The sequence below is a fragment of the Alteromonas sp. R7 genome (assembly GCF_055755235.1).
On sequence record NZ_JBVTQX010000001.1, the window covers coordinates 274,994 to 292,677 of the forward strand.

A 17,684-nucleotide genomic window follows, 5' to 3' on the forward strand; every position below is an offset into this window, starting at 1 on the left:
AGTGCTTGCCGCCTCGCGGCACTGTCTAGCAGATCTCTTTTAAAACTCGTGTTGTACCGCCTTGCAGTTCAAAAGGTATCGAGTACAACGAATGGACCGATAATCAATAGGATTGTTCAATGAAAAAGCAAGTGCTTGCATCTTTAGTTGCAATTTCTCTTTCTCCAGCCGCTTTCGCTCAAGACGATGAAGTTAAGCCTTTTACAATGGAAGGCGAACTAGGTTTTATTTCGACTTCAGGTAACACTGAAACCACGTCAATCAGTGCGGGTATACAGGCTCACCAAGAGCTTGAAAAATGGAGTAACGACTACGTTTTAAAAGGTCTGTACAAACAGGAAACTGTTCAACAAGAAAATGATGCAGGCGAGCAAGAAGATATCGAGTTTACTTCTGCACAGAAGTTCTTTGGTTCAGCCCAGGGTAACTACAAACTAGAAAATCCTGATAACCGTTTATTCGGCTTCGCTTCATATGAAGACGACCGCTTTAGTAACTTTAATTACCAATCAACTATTGCGGCGGGTTGGAACCAAAAAGTACTTGAGAACAAGCGCCACACCCTTGAATATTCAATCGGTCCTGGTTACTCATTCATCGAAACTCAGGATGGCGAAGATCTTGACAGCGTAATCGTTCGTGCGTCATCAGCTTATTCTTGGAAAATTTCTGATACGGCTAAATTTACGCAAACAGTGAGTACCGAAGTGGGTTCTGACAACACGAAATCTCGTGCTGAGTCTGCACTTACAGCTACAATCAGCGGTAACCTTTCAATGCGTCTTTCTTTCAAACTTGATCACAACACCAATGTTGACGACGACGTTGAAAAACTAGACACAGAAACTGCAGTTAGCTTAGTTTACAACTTCTTCTAAGCTAACCTTATATGCTCAGCGCACCGAAGTAGGGCTGGGCACTTCAACGCATTGAAGTAAAATCACAGGCATAAAAAAACGCTGCACATTGTGCAGCGTTTTTTATTTAGTCTTAAAACAACTCTTCTTAGTGAAGAATACGTGTCTTAATTGTGCCATCAATTTGCTGAAGCTCTGCAAGTGCCTCATAACCACGGTCTTCTTTAACATCAACTACTACATAACCAATTTCTGCGTTAGTTTGTAGGTACTGGGCTTCGATGTTGATGCCTTTTTCTGCAAACGCTTGGTTAATCTGAGTAAGAATACCTGGCTGGTTTTTGTGTACGTGAAGTAGGCGTGAACGACCAGTATGTTCTGGCAGTGACACTTCAGGGAAGTTAACGGCTGACAGCGTTGAACCGTTGTCGCTGTACTTCGCGAGTTTACCCGCCACTTCAATACCAATATTTTCTTGCGCTTCTTGCGTGCTGCCGCCCACATGCGGGGTCAGAATGACATTATCGAACGCGCGAAGCGGCGACTCGAATTCTTCAGTATTAGATTTAGGCTCAACCGGGAATACATCAATAGCAGCGCCGTTTAGTTGGCCGCTTTCCAATGCCTTCGCAAGCGCATCGATATCTACCACAGTACCGCGAGACGCGTTAATCAAAATGCTGCCTTTCTTCATTTGAGACAGCTCTTTTTCACCAATCATATCTTGAGTTTGTGGTGTTTCAGGAACGTGAAGTGAAACAACGTCAGAGGTATTAAGCAGCTTTTCAAGCGATTTTACTTGGGCAGAATTACCTAGCACAAGCTTGTCTTCGATATCGAAAAATTGAACGCGCATACCTAGGTGTTCAGCAAGAATACTCAGCTGTGTGCCTATATGACCATAACCAATGATACCAAGTGTCTTACCACGGGCTTCATATGAGCCGACTGCCGTTTTTTCCCACTCACCGCGGTGAGCCTTGGCATTTTTACTCGGCACCTGGCGAAGTAAAAGGATAATTTGGCCAAGTACAAGTTCTGCAACCGAACGAGTGTTAGAAAATGGCGCGTTAAACACGGGAATGCCGCGGCGTTGGGTGGCTTCAAGATCAACTTGGTTGGTGCCAATACAGAAACAACCGATAGCCACAAGCTTTTGTGCTGCTTCAACTACCTTCTCTGTAATTTGAGTACGCGAGCGAATACCAACAAAGTGGGCGTCTTTAATTTTCTCAATTAACTCGTCTTCAGGAAGAGAGGTTTTGAGAAATTCAATGTTGCTATACCCATTGCTTTTTAGTGTCTCCAAAGCACTTTGGTGAACACCTTCCAACAACAAAATTCGGATCTTATCCTTCTCTAATGAAACTTTGCTCATGAACTCGCTATCTCTCACTGATGTAATTTTGGTTTGCTTGCACCGCCAATCCAAGACTCTCAGAAACCTGCCAGTATTAAACACAAAGCTGTGTGTAACCTGGGCTACAACGACATCGCTTTGCAGCTCTGAAAGCCTTGCTTGGGCGTTATTGCTACCAAGCTTTTATAATCACGTTGATTGCTTTCGTTGTTAAGGAATTGGCCTTAACTAACGTAAAAGTTGAGACGCTTAGTGAACTTCTTTTAAGGACATCTAGACGTCTAAACGGAAACTAACAGAAAACGCGTTAAGTTGAAAGTAGTATTTTGTATAGCTTTTCACCGCACTATACGTCTTACTCAGTTATCACTTAAAGGTTTCAACACCACTATCTGTAGCACTTAGCACTATGTCCGCGCCTCGTAGTGCGAAAATGCCGTTCGTGACCACGCCAGGAATATTATTTATTTTTTGTTCTAGCTCACGAGGATTCAGAATCTCAAGGTTGTGAACATCTAAAATAACGTTGCCGTTATCGGTGACAACACCTTGTCTATATTCAGGATCGCCACCAAGCTTTATTAGCTCTCGTGCTACGAAAGAGCGAGCCATGGGAATAACTTCAACGGGAAGGGGGAACGAGCCCAACACAGGAACGCGCTTGCTTTCATCAACAATACACACAAACGTGGTCGCCGCACCGGCTACAATTTTCTCGCGAGTGAGTGCTGCGCCTCCGCCTTTAATCATATGCTTGTGTTCGGTCACTTCATCGGCACCGTCGATATAAACCGATAGATTGCTGACTTCGTTTAACTCGAATACCTCAATGCCTAAGGCTTTTAAACGCTCGGTAGAGGCTTCTGAACTTGATACTGCACCTTCAATTTTGTGTTTAATTTTACCGAGTTCTTCAATAAAGAAATTTACGGTAGAACCTGTACCCACACCGACAATGCTGTCTGCTTCAACATATTCGATGGCTGCTTTGGCTACGGCTTGTTTTTTTGCGTTCTGATCCATTGTCATTCTCCGACTTATTGTGTTCGCAAGTGTAACTTATAAGCGCACGTGAACCCACAAGTTCGTATGTTCAATTTGTTATAATGACTATCACGGTTTAGTGAATTGCAGTGTGCGCGAGGGCGTCACGATGGCATCAAGGGGGACATCCCATGGTGCAACGGGCAGAGCATCTACTTCTTGAATGTCGTGGGCAATACCCACTAACTTAGGCGTTTTACTAACCGAAAATGAATGTGAATCTGGCGCGCGTTGGGTAAAACTCAAAGTTCGGTCGTAGTAGCCGCCCCCCATACCCAGGCGATTGCCGTTTACATCAAACCCTACAAGCGGCATAAGAATAACGTCGCATTGCCTAACAGGAACGACGTTTTCACACGACAATACTGGCTCTTCAATGTTGTACTTATTCTTCACCAATTGAGAGTGCTGGGTATAAGACAAAAATAACAAATGTCCTTTACATACGGGGTGTAATACAGGTAGAGCGAATTTTTTATCATGTGAAGACTGCCAAATAGACTCGATAAAATAGGTTAAATTGACCTCGCCATCGTTAACCAAATATCCGGCTATGGTCGTGCTGTTATCAAGAAAGGGCAGTGTACGTAGTCGTGAAGCAATGCGCTTAGCGGCGTCCGTATGTTGCTGGTTAGTTAACCCTCGGCGTGCCTCGCGAAGCTTTTTTCTAAGCTGAGCGCGGGCCTGCATGTCTTCATTAGAAACGCTTGTTTGTATGGTTTGCGACGGCGCAATCAGCGTTGGTTTCATTGCTAAAGCTGGTGCTGAAGCCGTTTCCGTTGAATTAATCTTGTTAGACGCCAACGATCTAGAAGTACCGCTTCCTGAAGATGAGGGGGACATGGTAGAGGAGTTCTCCTGTCTTACAATTGAGTTAGCTTATACTACCACGGCTGTTAAAAAGGTTTGTTGGGCTAGGTAAAGATGACTCAGGTAAAATCACTGTGGTAAAACTACTTAAATAAAACGAATAGATTCATTGGTCTGCATGCCCTAAATAGTGATTGAGCACACGCACCAATTCGCTACTATCTATGGGTTTAGTGAGTACGTCATCAAGACCTTGTTCTCGCAAATATTCAGGCTGGGTAATGACATCGGCCGTCAATGCAACAATGGGCAAGTTTGGCTTAAACCCCTTTATTTTCGCTGTTGCTTCATCGCCTTGAATACCTGGCAAATTAAGATCCATAAGAACTAAGTCGACTGGATTAGACTTGGCGTATTCAACGCCTTCCTCGCCAGTGCTTACCACAGAAAGCGACACGCCCAGTTTTTCAAACAAGGTTTGAATAACAACTTGGTTTATATAGTGGTCTTCAACTACCAATACATTTACTGAGTTATCTATGTTTACTTGGGCGACAAAGCTACGCGGTTGTGCCTCAACGAACTGGTTTGCGCTTAGGGCGTCGGCAGGCAAGGTCACACTTATTCGGGTACCGTGATTCAACTTACTACTAACTTTAATAGACCCGTCCATGAGCTCGACAAGGCGCTTCGATATATTCAAGCCTAAGCCGGTTCCACTTATCTGACGGGCGTTTTCCATTCGCTCGAAAGGTGTAAAAAGCCGCTTTTGATCGTCATCGCTCATACCAATGCCTTGATCAATGACATTAAATATTACCTTGCCGCTTTTGTATTTTACCTGCGCTTTTACTGACTTGCCGTGATTAGTGAACTTAATCGCATTCGACAGCAAATTAAGCGCAACTTGACCAAATTTGGTGTCATCGAAAAACAACGAGTCGGGCACAGCGTCATCAATACTGGTGCTAAATACGATACCGCTGTCTTCAGCGCGGATCTTAGTAAGCGAAAATAAGTGGGTGAAAAAGTCTTTGGTATTCACCGCGCGTGGCATCACACGCATTTTCCCCGCTTCTATCTGCTTTATATCTAAAACAGAATTTACTATTTCTAAAAGCCTTTCACCGCTTTGGCTTACATGAGAAAGCGGGGTGGTAAATGACGGGGGTAAATTTAACTTTTGGGCTTCGCCTTCAAGCAACTGACTAAACGTATTTATGGCATTAAGCGGTGTTCTAATTTCGTGGCTTACGTAAGAAAGAAAGTCAGACTTGAATTGACTGGTGCGCTCAAGCTCTCGGTTTTTCCGCTTTAACTCTAAATGTGCTACTACCGATTTACTTAAGGTTTGGAGCGAGGCTTTTTGTGTTTCGGTTAGCTTGCGTGGTTTGCTATCAATGGCGCAAAGCGTGCCAATTGCATGGCCAGACGGGGTAATTAATGGTGCGCCGGCGTAAAACCGAATATCAGGCGCGCCAGTCACCAGCGGGTTATCGTGAAACCGGGGGTCTAACGTAGCGTTAGGTATTTCAAACACATCGCTTTGCAAAATAGCATGTGAGCAAAACGCGATGTCTCGTGATGTTTCTTCTGCGTCTAAACCTACTCTTGATTTAAACCATTGGCGGTTTGGATCAATGAGGCTGATAAGCGCAATAGGGGTTTCACAAATTTGAGAGGCCAGGGCTGTAAGGTCATCAAAGAGTTGTTCAGCTTCAGTATCAAGTACATCGTAGCTGAGCAGTTCGGCAAGACGTTCATCTTCATTTTGAGGGAGGGGCGCCGCTTTCATAACCGTTGAGTTTAAACCTAGCTGTAAATAAAAAAGGGATTGTGTATTAACAATCCCTTAAACATATCATAGAGCGTAGGTGTCTATGAATAGTTGTTCCAGCTTTTTGTGGTCAACTTTAGTCGCTACCTTTATGGTATTTGCTTCATTCCATAGTGGACTCGGTGTTGTACCTTTAGGCGCAACTACAGTTTGCCCTCTATCTAGTGTCCCTGTTCCAACGCGCACGTGACCTTCAGTCAGTTCAAATAGTTCAGGGTGGCGAAGGTGGGCAATCGGGAATGCATCGTGGAAGAAACACACGCGATCTTCACGGTTTTGCGAGTAGAAATCCATGTAGAACTGGGCGCTTTCTTTCACAAATCCACCAAGGGTATTGTTTTTCTCTTCAAGCTTTTCAACAAAGGCTGGCGAGAACGGCGTGAAGTTTGTCACGTCCAAACCAAACATGGTCAGCTCCCAGTCTGCTGCGAAAACGATTTCTGCTGCATGTGCATCGTTCCAAATGTTCGCTTCAGCTACCGGCGTTACGTTACCTGGTACAAACGCTGCACCGCCCATAATGCTAACGCCTTTTACCAACTTAGGAAGTTCTGGCTCAAGACGAAGTGCAAGGGCCAAGTTACCTAGTGGGCCAATAGCAACAATAGTAACTTCGCCAGGGTACTTACGTGCCATATCAACGATAAACTGCGCAGAGCTGCGTGGGTCAAGCTCGGTTTTAGGCGCTTCAGGTTTAATATGACCGAAGCCGTGCTCACCGTGTACGAAGTGTGCGTACGTTGACTCTGGGCCAACCCATGGCATGCCAACACCTTTAGTTACAGGGATATCTTTACCTGCAATTTCACAAAGTGTTAGTGCGTTTTGCGCTGCCATTGTTACTGGAACGTTACCGTAAACGGTCGTTAAGCCAAGTACTTCAATGTCTGGAGACTGAAAGGCGAAAAAGATCGCCATTGCATCATCAATCCCCGGATCCGTATCTAATATGATCTTATGTGCCATCAATTTATCTCAGTGCGTCTTGCTAGTTGGCGTGTTTCGCTAAGAAACGATCCACTTCTTTTTGTGTTGGAATACTCTGCGCTGCGCCCTCGCGTGTTACCGCAATGGCTGAAGCTGCACACCCGCAACGCAATGCTTGTTTAGCATCGGTGTGGTTGCTGTATGCAGACAGGAAATAACCGATAAAGGTGTCACCGGCTGCGGTGGTATCTACCGCGTCTACAGAGAATGCTTTTACTTCTACAACATCGTTTTTGCGCAGCATCATTACACCCGCTTTACCCAGTGTAATAATAACTTCGCTGTGTGACCATTGCTCTTTGAACACTGTCACAATATCTTCAAGTTCTTCTTTACCGGTAATCGCAGCAGCTTCGGTTTCATTTACAATAAGTAAATCTACACAATCTAATGGAAGCTGCTTAACCGACTCGCTCATAGGCGCTGGGTTAAAGGCTACTTTAAGCTGCTTTTCTTTCGCTTGGCGAAGTACTTCTTCAATGCTGCTTGTTTCATTTTGGGTTAGTACCCAATCTGAAGGACGCGTATCGTCTAACGCTTGCATTACGGTTTTTGCGGTAATGGTTTGGTTAGCACCACCAAATAATACAATGGCGTTTTCACCGCTAGGAGTGACTTGGATAATCGCGTGACCTGAAGGAACTTCTGAGCACTTTACGCCACGACAATCAACACCCTTCTTAATAAGAGCTTGTTTAAATGAGGCGTCGTTTTCGTGAATGCTACCGACGTGTCTTACGTCTGCACCTGCTTGCGCTAAAGCAATAGACTGGTTTGCACCCTTACCACCTAATAAGGTTTGATAATGGGTAGAGGCCAACGTCTCACCAGGTTGTACAAAATGATCTACCTGATAAACGTGGTCAATATTTATAGAGCCAAAATTTATTATTGCCATTTCTTCTTCCGTCGAAAGAGGGCGCTTCCCAGAATGCCGCTGTCCATGTTTCGCCCGTGAACCGAAAAGTTCAGGGCGGAAGTATCACAATTGCCGTAGGCTTCTCGATACGCGTCGAGCTTGCACAATAGCAGCTGTTTCAACTTCCTTGGTTTAAAGCATCGGCCAGGGACATGAATGAACTAGCAAACATCCCAGGAAACATTGTTGTTGTATTAACGCAACAGGGTATAACAAACGCGAGATCCAGTGAAGAGGATCACCTAAAGCGCTTTATAACTATTTTGCGTGGTGATTATAAAAGCGGTAAAAAAATATTACTTTTCTTGACCAATTGGTCAGCAATTATACACGCATATAAGAGAAGCTCAATAATAACCAATCAGCTATTCAGGCATTAAAGGCTAATGAACGTTGTCACGCTGTTGCTAAAGGAATTCCGTATCCAACACCAGCGATCTTAGATGAATTCTGACGATGTTGCTAGCCGTCCGGCAACGAATTTAGCGAAATAGCCGCAAATTAAACATCGTTTGAACAGTGAGTAAACAACGTTTAAGTACCGTTGTGTAAAGTGTGTACGACACAGTGTTATTAGACCTTGAATGTACTTTTGCTGTTTGTTCAAAGTTAGAGCAGTGGCAGGGCAAAAGGAGGCGTTACACATTGATTTTTGCTAGTATTAACTCCATCAAGAGATGACAGTGACGTAAGTCGCCGCCAAAATAGACGGTAATTAATCGCTAAATAAAAGTGGCGCCTGTATCTCAAACTATTCAAAACAAAAGAGAACAATTCGTGGAAAAACAGCTCGATTACGATAGCGTAACTAATAAATTGTCTCAGCAAGGCGTAATTGTTGATGCTGCAGAAGTGCATGGCATCCTGTGCGGTATGCTTTGCGGAGGCATGTCGCTTACCGACCAAAAATGGCTAGAAGCGTTAAGTGAAACCATTAATCAGGGTGATGCGTTTAGCGACCCTACCCAGCACCTTTTAAATAGCCTTTTCAATCAAACCTGTCAGCAGCTTCTTGAGCCTGAATTCGCGCTCAATTTGTTACTTCCTGATGATCAAGCGCCTATCAACGATCGCGGGGCTGCACTAATAAACTGGGTGCAAGGTTTCATGCTTGGGTTTGGTCTTCACCAACAAGACCTTATGCAATGTTCTGAAGACGTAAAAGAAGCACTTGAAGACTTTTCAGATATTTCACGTATGGAAGAGCCAATGGACGCGGACGAAGAGTCTGAGAAGGCGCTGTTAGAGGTTGAAGAATACGTGAAAATTTCAGCAATTTTATGCTTCAGCGAACTTGGCCAATCACTTCTAGATGATCAACAAGACACGCCATCCGTACACTAGTAATTAACTGAAGATATTAAAAGTGGCCGTAAGTCGCCACTTGTTTTAACGAGATTTTTTTAGGGTTTTCTCTTTTATGATTAGTGCGCAAGAGTTTATCGCCAGGCAGGACCGACTGCTTGCACAGTGCGAGCCGAATAGTGTGTGTATTGTGCCAGCAGCAGGTATGGTAACCCGAAGTCGCGATACCGAATATACGTTCAGGCAAGATAGCGACTTTTGGTATCTGACAGGATTTGAAGAGCCTAATGCTTGGTTGATATTGTCTAACCACCCTCGTTACGGTGAAAGTTATCGTGCAATGGTGGTACAAGAGAAAGATAAGAGTGCAGAAATTTGGCACGGCAAACGGTTAGGAGCCGAAGCTGCACTTGCCCGATTTAGTCTAGATGAAGCGTTTGAGTTGCAAGAACTTGAAGAAGCGCTGTTAGCGTCAATTCAAGGTCAAGACAATGTGTACTTTTCGTTGGGTCACAAGAAAGACAATGACCTGTTATTTTCTGAAGCGCTAAACACCTTGCGCGATGCGCCTAAAGAATCACTGGCGCCAAGGGCGATTCACGACTTACAGCCTATTTTACACGAAATGCGTTTATTCAAGTCAGCATGTGAAGTGGCCATGATGAAAGCGGCGGGTGAGATAAGCGCACGTGCGCACAAGCGAGCTATGCAGTTCGCCGCGCCTGGTTGTTACGAGTACCAGCTAGAAGCTGAAATTCACCATGAATTTGCGATGGCGGGAGCCCGTTCACCTGCTTATAGCACTATTGTTGGAAGCGGCGACAATGCGTGTATTTTGCATTACACGCAAAATAACGCGCAGGTAAATGACGGTGACTTGATCTTGATCGATGCAGGTGCTGAATATCAAGGTTATGCTGCGGATATCACGCGAACGTTTCCTGCAAATGGAAAGTTCACGCATGCTCAGCGCGAAATTTACACCGTTGTATTAAAAGCGCAAAAAAGCGTGCTAGATATGTTAGCGCCCGGCGTTACCCTGTCACAAGCCATGTTACATAGCGTAGAAATTATTACTCAAGGTTTAGTTGACCTTGGCGTTCTTGAAGGTAGTGTGGCAGAAAACCTTGAAAATGAAACGTGGCGTCAGTTTTACATGCATGGTTTAGGGCACTATTTAGGTCTAGATGTGCATGATGTAGGCAACTACAAAATTGACGGTGAAGACCGTCCGTTAAAGCCTGGCATGGTGATCACTGTTGAGCCCGGCATTTACATTAGTCAAGACAGCAACGTGCCGGAAAAATACAAAGGCATTGGTGTAAGAATTGAAGATGATGTGGTGATTACTGCGACGGGTGTCGATATTCTTACCGCAGATGTGCCAAAAGACATTGATGAGATTGAAGCACTTATGGCTGAAAGCAAAGACTAGTTGTCAAAATTTGCTAGGTTTACCAAGGTTTGAAAAACTGCGATAAGTGTGAAATACGGAACTTTGGTTCAAGTTACCGGTTTAAACTACCAGTTTTAATTACGCTAAAAACTAGCCTTTAATATAAAGAAAAAAATCTCAGAATTAACGCTTTTAATAATTAGAGCCTCTGGACGACAGGAATATAAAAACAGTGGAATCGGCAGCAGCGGTTGATGTAGTAATTATTGGTGGTGGTATTGTCGGTACTGTATTAGCCAAAGCACTCGCAGAGAAAGTATTTCCTGCAAACAGCTCTGGCTTATCTGTCACCCTAATTGATGCGGCTGACCCAGAGCAAACCAGTAAAAGCTTAGTCGACTTTAACCCTTTTACCGACACCCGAGTGATTGCCTTGGCAAGACGTACTGTTGAAGAACTGTCTCACATGGGGCTAAACCTTGATGATGTAGCTAAGCAGCACAACGGTGAGTTACCTCCTCAAATTAAGCATATTGAGGTTAGCGACAAAGGGCACTTGGGGCTATTAAACCTTCAAAGCAGTGACTACCACATTGACGCGTTTGGCCAGGTGGTGAGCTTAAGCGCACTAACGCGATTGGCGGCAGGTGCAGCCTCAAGCTACCAATATATCGCACCTGCCAAGGTAACGAACGTAAAGCAGCAGTGCAATTTTGTAGAGGTGCAGCTAGATAATGGGCAATCGCTTACCACAAAGTTGCTGGTACTGGCCGATGGCGGTCGCTCAGGATTAGCTGACCAGGTTGGCATTTCAAAAACAGTCAATGATTATCATCAAACGGCCATTGTCTTTAACGTTCACACTCAGCTCCCTCATGAAAATAGAGCTTACGAGCGTTTCACCCAAAATGGCCCGTTAGCGTTCCTGCCTTTCGACAGTGAAATCGATGATATCAAGGCTAGTGGAAACGGCTTTTCAGTTGTATGGACTGTAGATACTAACGCCGCAAAGTCGTTAATGGCATTAAATCAACGCGCATTTATCAAGGCCCTACAGGAAGCATTTGGCTATCGACAGGGCAAAGTACTGAGAGTCAGTGAGTTGGCAAGTTACCCGTTAGCGCTTACTAAAGCCCAGCAAGTTGCTAGTCATCGCACAGTGGTGGTAGGCAATGCGGCACAGGCGCTACATCCTATTGCAGGGCAAGGCTTCAATCTAGGCTTACGCGACTTAAGTACTTTAGTGTCTGTGCTGCAAGCGTCAGCGGAAAAGCGCGGCGAGCAGGATTCATACGAAGAGAAAAACGATACAATCGCATCCGCTAATTTCGATGCAGGTGCTTTTAGTATTACTCAGCATTACGCCAATTCGCGTAAGAATGACAGGGATAACACGATAGCCCTGACAGATACGCTAGTTCGCACCTTTTCAAACCAGTATTTTCCAACGGTAATTGGGCGCAATGTGTCGTTATTGGCATTAAGCATGATGCCCCAGGCGAAAAAAGCGTTTGTTAAACACACGACGGGCTATGGCGAAACACCACTAAGAAAAAGAGATAACAATGCAGCATGTTGATATAGCGATAGTGGGCGGCGGAATTGTAGGGCTAACCCTTGCAGCGGCGCTTAAACACAGTGAATTGAGCATAGCAATAGTCGATAAAGCGGTGTGTTATCAGACTCTGGATGAGAAGCCTACGGCGAGAGTGAGTGCCATAAACCAGGCCAATATTAAAGCGCTGCAACAGTTTGATGTGTGGTCGCATTTGCAGCAAGATCGCGCCAACCCTTACACCGACATGCATGTATGGGACAAAGACAGTTTTGGCGACATTCACTTTTCATGCGATGAAATGGGCAGTGATGCGCTTGGCGTGATTGTAGAGAATCAGGCTTTAGTCAATGCACTGACTAAATCTGTGGAAGCGCAGCCTAACGTGGAGATGATTACCGCGGGTATCGATAGAGTATTAGCTGGCCCAAACCAAACCATGCTGATGCTTGATAATGATGACGTGCTAAGCTGCAGGTTGTTAGTAGGCGCCGATGGCGCAAATTCGTTTGTGAGAAAGCAGGCTGGCTTGCCTATTACTTTTAAAGACTACGAGCATACGGCGATTGTCGCTAATATCAAAACGGTAGAGCCGCATAGTAATGTGGCGAGACAAGCGTTCACACCCACGGGACCGCTCGCGCTACTGCCTATGTCTGAGCCAAATGTATGTTCTATTGTATGGTCGCAAACGCCAGAGCAAGCGAACTTATTAATGGCATTGGATGACGCTGCGTTCTGTAATGCGTTAACTGCGGCTAGTAATAGCGTTCTTGGCACTATTTCGCTTGAAACCAAGCGCGCCGCTTTCCCGTTGACCATGCGTTATGCACGCCAGTGGGCGAAAGACGGTGTGGTGCTGGTAGGCGATGCAGCGCATACCATTCACCCGCTTGCAGGGCAGGGCGCTAACTTGGGAATGCAAGATGCGCTCGCATTGGCTGAAACCCTAAACAGCTTAAAGGCGTCGGGTAAAGACATAGGTTTGTACAAGCACTTACGCAGCTACGAGCGAAGCCGTAAAACAGAAGCCACGAAAATGATTGCCGCAATGGACGGCTTTAAATTCTTATTCGACGGCGACGACCCCCTCAAAAAGTTGGTCAGAGGAATTGGTCTTTCAGCCACAGACAAACTCAGCACCATTAAAACCGCCTTCGTCAGCCACGCCATGGGCCTATAAATCCAAAAAAATGGGGTCAGAGTACTTTTAAATAATGGGGTCAGAGTACTTTTTCGCCACCCCCGAATAGTGGGGTCAGAGTACATTATTGGCTTTCCCTATTACAAAACCGAATAAATGTACTCTGACCCCATTATTGAAGCTTGGAAGTGTAATTTTTCACACATCATAGAAAACAGGCGGCAGAGCTTTCTAATTATCTATCTCGCTCCAAAAGCAAAGAAATGTACTCTGACCCCATTCTTGTGGTTTAGTCGTTTCGGCGTTGAGATAGTCAGCGGTACAGGATACTCTTCGGTATCCTTTTTTATTTGTACCAATGGCTTATGTTTACTTATCTTTGCAAACCTTATCGCGCCTTTTCCTTTGTATGCGCCGCTTCCGTACTCACCTCTACCTTATCTATTGTTTCGGCGAATGCCGAAGTACCTGCTTCTAACTTAGCTTCGGTTGAATCGTCGGCGACAACAAAAAGCAAAAAGATGACGCTGAGTAATGCCTCTATCGATTTGGACGTATATCGTCAGCACGTTAAAACACTGGCAAGCGATGAGTTTGAAGGGCGAGGGCCTTTGTCGAAAGGTGAAGAGAAAACAGTCGATTACTTGGTAACCCAATACAAAAAGCTAGGGTTGAAGCCAGCCTTTGGCGATAGCTACACCCAAGCTGTGCCTTTAGCCAAAATAACGCCTAAGAACATTTCATCGTTAAAAATAGGCGGGCTTGATTTTAGCGCAGGCAGCGAGTTTACAGCCCGTACTCAGCGCATTGTTAATGACTACTCACTTGCTAATAGTGATGTAGTTTTTGTGGGTTATGGCATTAATGCCCCAGAGTACAATTGGAATGATTACGCAGGCCTGGATGTAAAAGGAAAAACCGTTGTAATGCTGGTAAACGACCCAGGTTTCGCTTCTAAAGATCCAGAGCTTTTTCAGGGCAACGCAATGACCTATTACGGTCGTTGGACATATAAGTACGAAGAAGCAGCCAGGCAGGGGGCAGAAGCGGTTTTCATTATTCATGAAACCATGCCAGCGGGTTACGGGTGGGGCGTAGTCGAAAACTCAAATTCCAATACCAAATTCAGTTTAGTCGACGACAACAATAATGCTTCACAAGTCGGTGTAATGGGTTGGCTTCACCTAAATGCCGCAAGACAGCTATTTGAAAAAGTGGGTTTGGACTATGGCGAGCTTAAAAACAAAGCTTCAAAGCCCGGATTTATGCCCATCTCGCTAAACACAAAAGCATCATTGGGCTTCACCAATACTATTGAGCGTGCCGAGTCGCAAAATGTTGCAGGCATTTTAGAAGGAACAGATAAGCCAGAAGAATGGGTAATGCTTCACGCTCACTGGGATCACCTAGGCAAAGTTGAGAAGAACGGCCAAACCACTATTTACAATGGTGCGGTAGATAACGCTTCAGGTGTAGCAGGTGTGCTTACGTTAGCAGATGCGCTTTCAAAACGCGAAGAGGGCTTTGCACGTACACTAATGTTTAGTGCTTTTACCGCCGAGGAAACAGGGCTACTCGGTGCCGATTATTTTGCAAATAACCCGCCGGTACCAACATCGAACATGGTGGCTTTTTTAAACATCGACGGCATGAATGTAAACGATGATGTTGATTACATTTTGCAGTACGGCGAAGGTTATTTATCTATTGAAGACGATTTAGCGACAGCTGCCGCATTACAAGGGCGAACGGTTAAAATGGATCCGCGACCTCAAAATGGACTGTTCTTCCGCTCAGATCACTTCGCGCTTGCTAAGCAGGGCGTGCCTTCAATTTTGTTCATGAGCTTAGGCGATACCGACCCTAGCTTTATCGCCAAACGCTACCATAAAGCAGATGATGACTACCTTCCAAGCTGGACATTAGGTGGCGTGCAACAAGACTTGTCATTAATTGGCTCGATGCTGAACTACTATGCCCAAGGCGATGTGTGGCCATACTGGAAACGTGACTCTGATTTTAAAGACAAGCGCACACAGGCAATGGAAGTGAAAGAGGCAAAGTAATTCACGCTTAACTGTAGGTAGCGATATAACAAGGTAAAGCGACGCTAATGAGTTGGATTTTATTTACGTTGGGCGCGGTAGTTATGCAAACCGTGCGCAATGCACTGCAGAGCAAGCTGAGCGGCGCAGTTAGCACCTCTGGGGTGACGCTATCTCGCTTTATTTTGGCTCCGCCAATAGCGCTTGTTTATTTACTCATTCTCTACAGCAGTAGCGCCAGTCAAGTGCCTGAGTTCTCAGGCTCTTTTATTGCAGTGGTACTGTGTGCTTCGCTACTTCAAATAGCGGCCACTTCTTTAATGGTGATTTTGTTCAAGCAGAAGAATTTTGCCATTGGCGCAGGCCTTGCGAAGAGTGAGGCCTTGGTGGCCGGCGTTGTAGGCATGCTCTTTTTCGGAAGTTATTTAACGCCCCTTGGGTGGGCGGGCATAGTAATAGGCGCAATAGCAGTATTTGTGTTAAGCAGCGGCAATCGACTCCATGGCATTAGTGTGAAAACCATGGTTATAGGTCTTGCTTGCGGTACCTGTTTTGCGCTGACATCACTGTTGGTGCGCGAGGCTAGCCATATGCTAAATGTTCAGCATACAGTGGCTGCTGCTTGGGTGTTGTTATGGGTGCTATGTGTACAAACGATAAGTTTAAGTGGTTATATTGCGCTAACTAAACCCTTCGTGTTCAGACAGCTAACTAACGCTAAAAAGCAGGTGCTAGCGATTAGCACGGTAAGCTGTTTGGGCTCAATTTGTTGGTTCACCGCTATGGCATTGCAACATGTGGCGCTAGTAAAAACGCTTGGGCAGTTAGAGGTGTTACTTACCTTGGTACTCTCACATTACTGGCTAAAAAATGCAGTCACAAAACGCGAAATTGCTGGCTTACTTCTTATTGGGCTTGCCGCCATCTTCGTTATGTGGGCATAAAGTACTGACAATATTAAACACTGAAATTTTTAGTACAAAATCAATTGAATGTTATTTTCATAAAACAAAAAAGTGCTCAACAACCTTAATTAAAACGACAGGAAGGGAACATGGATAAGCGACATTTCTTGAAATTAGCGGGCGCTAGCTTTGCGCTTGCTCCTGTGGCTTCTATGGCTGCAATTAATCAAACCAATACAACAGACATTAACGGTTTAAGCGGGCTAAGTGATATCACCGCAAATGCGAAGCCGATTACCGTAGAAGAACGCAAAGCGCGTATTGAAAAAGCGCAGTCGCTTATGAAAGCCCAAGACATTGCGGCGATTCTGGTCGAGCCTGGCGCAGCTATGGATTATTTTTCGGGGATTAAATGGTGGCGTAGTGAGCGCTTGACCGCGCTGGTTATCCCTCAAAAAGGTGACATGGCGGTGGTAACGCCATTTTTCGAAAAGCCAAGTGTGCTTGAGTCGTTAGCTATAGGCGATGATGTAAGAGTGTGGCAAGAGCATGAAAGCCCGTTTGATGTCGTAGCCAATATTTTAAAATCGCGCGGTATAACAAGCGGCAATATTGGCTTTGAAAGCAGCGTACGCTACTTTGTAGTTACTGGAGTCAGCCGAGCGCTGCCAAACATTAATATCGTTCCCGCCGAGCCAATTACACTGGGTTGTCGCATGTATAAAACTGCGGGTGAACTGGCACTTATGCATAAGGCCAATGAAGTTACTTTACGTGCTTACGAGTTTGTTTTTAGCAACCTAAAGCTTGGCATGAGTCAGCAGGATGTAAAAAGTTTGATGAACACCGCACAGCAGCGCTTAGGCGGCAGCGGTACGTGGTGTTTGGCATTGTTTAACGATGCAAGTGCTTATCCTCATGGCACAAATGCAGCACAAACTATCAAAGAAGGTTCGGTGATCTTGCTAGACAGCGGTTGCAGCGTGCACGGTTACCAAAGCGACATAAGCCGTACTTTGGTATTTGGCAAAGCGTCTCAGAAAGTTCAGGACGTATGGCATACAGTAAGGGAAGGGCAGAACGTAGCATTTGCCGCAGCTAAAATTGGTGAGCCAGCAGGCAAAGTGGACGACGCAGTGCGTCAATACTATGCTAGCAAGGGGTACAGCAAAGACTATGCATTGCCTGGGCTAAGTCACAGAACAGGTCACGGTATCGGCATGGAAGGACACGAGAGCGTTAACTTCGTACGTGGTGAAAATACGCCACTTAGAAAAGGCATGTGCTTTTCTAATGAGCCGGGTATCTATATTCCAGGTGAATTTGGTGTGCGCTTAGAAGACTGTTTGTATATGACTGAAACCGGCCCCGCTTACTTTACCGAACCGCCAGAAAGTTTGGCCAAGCCGCTGGGTAAATTGTTGAATTTAAAAAGCTAAATAAGAAGTTAATAAACCCGTCTCTCAAAATTTTTATTAGCTGTTACACTTAAAATTATTACCTAAGTGAATGATGGATAA

14 protein-coding genes and 1 other RNA gene are annotated in these 17,684 nt (G+C 45.1%); 8 read left to right on the forward strand and 7 right to left on the reverse strand.

The features are described 5' to 3' along the window. Nucleotides 1-119: 119 nt before the first annotated feature. Complete coding sequence (locus tag AC0J2X_RS01205; RefSeq protein WP_014950387.1) at nt 120-878, forward strand: DUF481 domain-containing protein; 759 nt, start codon at nt 120-122, stop codon at nt 876-878. Nucleotides 879-1,005: 127 nt separating this feature from the next. On the opposite strand, the gene serA is transcribed toward AC0J2X_RS01205, so the two are convergent. The 7 genes from serA to ssrS all read right to left on the reverse strand — a co-directional run bounded on the left by serA (nt 1,006) and on the right by ssrS (nt 7,997). After that, the gene (gene serA / locus AC0J2X_RS01210; protein WP_014980012.1) at nt 1,006-2,235 is read right to left on the reverse strand and encodes a phosphoglycerate dehydrogenase; all 1,230 of its coding nucleotides are present in this window, start codon (nt 2,233-2,235) and stop codon (nt 1,006-1,008) included. A 348-nt stretch (nt 2,236-2,583) separates the two neighbouring features. Then, nucleotides 2,584-3,240 carry a ribose-5-phosphate isomerase RpiA gene (gene rpiA / locus AC0J2X_RS01215; protein ID WP_472995686.1) on the reverse strand — a complete coding sequence of 219 codons (657 nt, stop codon included), beginning with the start codon at nt 3,238-3,240 and terminating at the stop codon, nt 2,584-2,586. Nucleotides 3,241-3,330: 90 nt separating this feature from the next. Then, nucleotides 3,331-3,951: a 5-formyltetrahydrofolate cyclo-ligase gene (locus AC0J2X_RS01220; RefSeq protein WP_014977207.1), complete on the reverse strand. Its 621-nt coding sequence runs from the start codon at nt 3,949-3,951 to the stop codon at nt 3,331-3,333. A 286-nt stretch (nt 3,952-4,237) separates the two neighbouring features. Continuing rightward, on the reverse strand, nt 4,238-5,866 hold the full coding sequence (locus AC0J2X_RS01225; protein WP_171337990.1) for a hybrid sensor histidine kinase/response regulator: 1,629 nt from the start codon (nt 5,864-5,866) through the stop codon (nt 4,238-4,240). Between the two features lie 66 nt (nt 5,867-5,932). Continuing rightward, nucleotides 5,933-6,874: a nucleoside hydrolase gene (locus tag AC0J2X_RS01230; RefSeq protein WP_014977204.1), complete on the reverse strand. Its 942-nt coding sequence runs from the start codon at nt 6,872-6,874 to the stop codon at nt 5,933-5,935. Nucleotides 6,875-6,896: 22 nt separating this feature from the next. Continuing rightward, nucleotides 6,897-7,793: a ribokinase gene (locus AC0J2X_RS01235; RefSeq protein WP_171337991.1), complete on the reverse strand. Its 897-nt coding sequence runs from the start codon at nt 7,791-7,793 to the stop codon at nt 6,897-6,899. Between the two features lie 21 nt (nt 7,794-7,814). Beyond that, nucleotides 7,815-7,997, reverse strand: a non-coding RNA gene (gene ssrS, locus AC0J2X_RS01240) — 6S RNA. 594 nt (nt 7,998-8,591) lie between these two features. On the opposite strand from ssrS, the gene AC0J2X_RS01245 reads away from it, so the two are divergent. The 7 genes from AC0J2X_RS01245 (at nt 8,592) to AC0J2X_RS01275 (ending at nt 17,603) form a co-directional block, all read left to right on the forward strand. Next, nucleotides 8,592-9,158, forward strand: coding sequence for a UPF0149 family protein (locus AC0J2X_RS01245; RefSeq protein WP_171337992.1), 567 nt, complete (start codon nt 8,592-8,594; stop codon nt 9,156-9,158). Nucleotides 9,159-9,234: 76 nt separating this feature from the next. Beyond that, nucleotides 9,235-10,554, forward strand: coding sequence for a Xaa-Pro aminopeptidase (pepP, locus tag AC0J2X_RS01250; RefSeq protein ID WP_101565554.1), 1,320 nt, complete (start codon nt 9,235-9,237; stop codon nt 10,552-10,554). Nucleotides 10,555-10,747: 193 nt separating this feature from the next. Then, complete coding sequence (locus AC0J2X_RS01255) at nt 10,748-12,094, forward strand: FAD-dependent monooxygenase (RefSeq protein ID WP_472995687.1); 1,347 nt, start codon at nt 10,748-10,750, stop codon at nt 12,092-12,094. After that, entirely contained in the window at nt 12,081-13,253 is a 1,173-nt protein-coding gene (locus tag AC0J2X_RS01260; RefSeq protein WP_472995688.1) for an FAD-dependent monooxygenase, read from the forward strand. Before AC0J2X_RS01255 ends, AC0J2X_RS01260 begins: the two co-directional genes overlap by 14 nt. Nucleotides 13,254-13,735: 482 nt before the next feature. Further along, nucleotides 13,736-15,280: a M28 family metallopeptidase gene (locus tag AC0J2X_RS01265; protein WP_472995732.1), complete on the forward strand. Its 1,545-nt coding sequence runs from the start codon at nt 13,736-13,738 to the stop codon at nt 15,278-15,280. Nucleotides 15,281-15,327: 47 nt separating this feature from the next. Then, entirely contained in the window at nt 15,328-16,203 is an 876-nt protein-coding gene (locus AC0J2X_RS01270) for an EamA family transporter (protein WP_423088513.1), read from the forward strand. A gap of 110 nt (nt 16,204-16,313) precedes the next feature. Then, nucleotides 16,314-17,603 (forward strand): M24 family metallopeptidase, encoded by a 1,290-nt coding sequence (locus AC0J2X_RS01275; RefSeq protein ID WP_472995689.1) that lies wholly within the window; start codon nt 16,314-16,316, stop codon nt 17,601-17,603. The last annotated feature ends 81 nt before the right edge of the window (nt 17,604-17,684 follow it).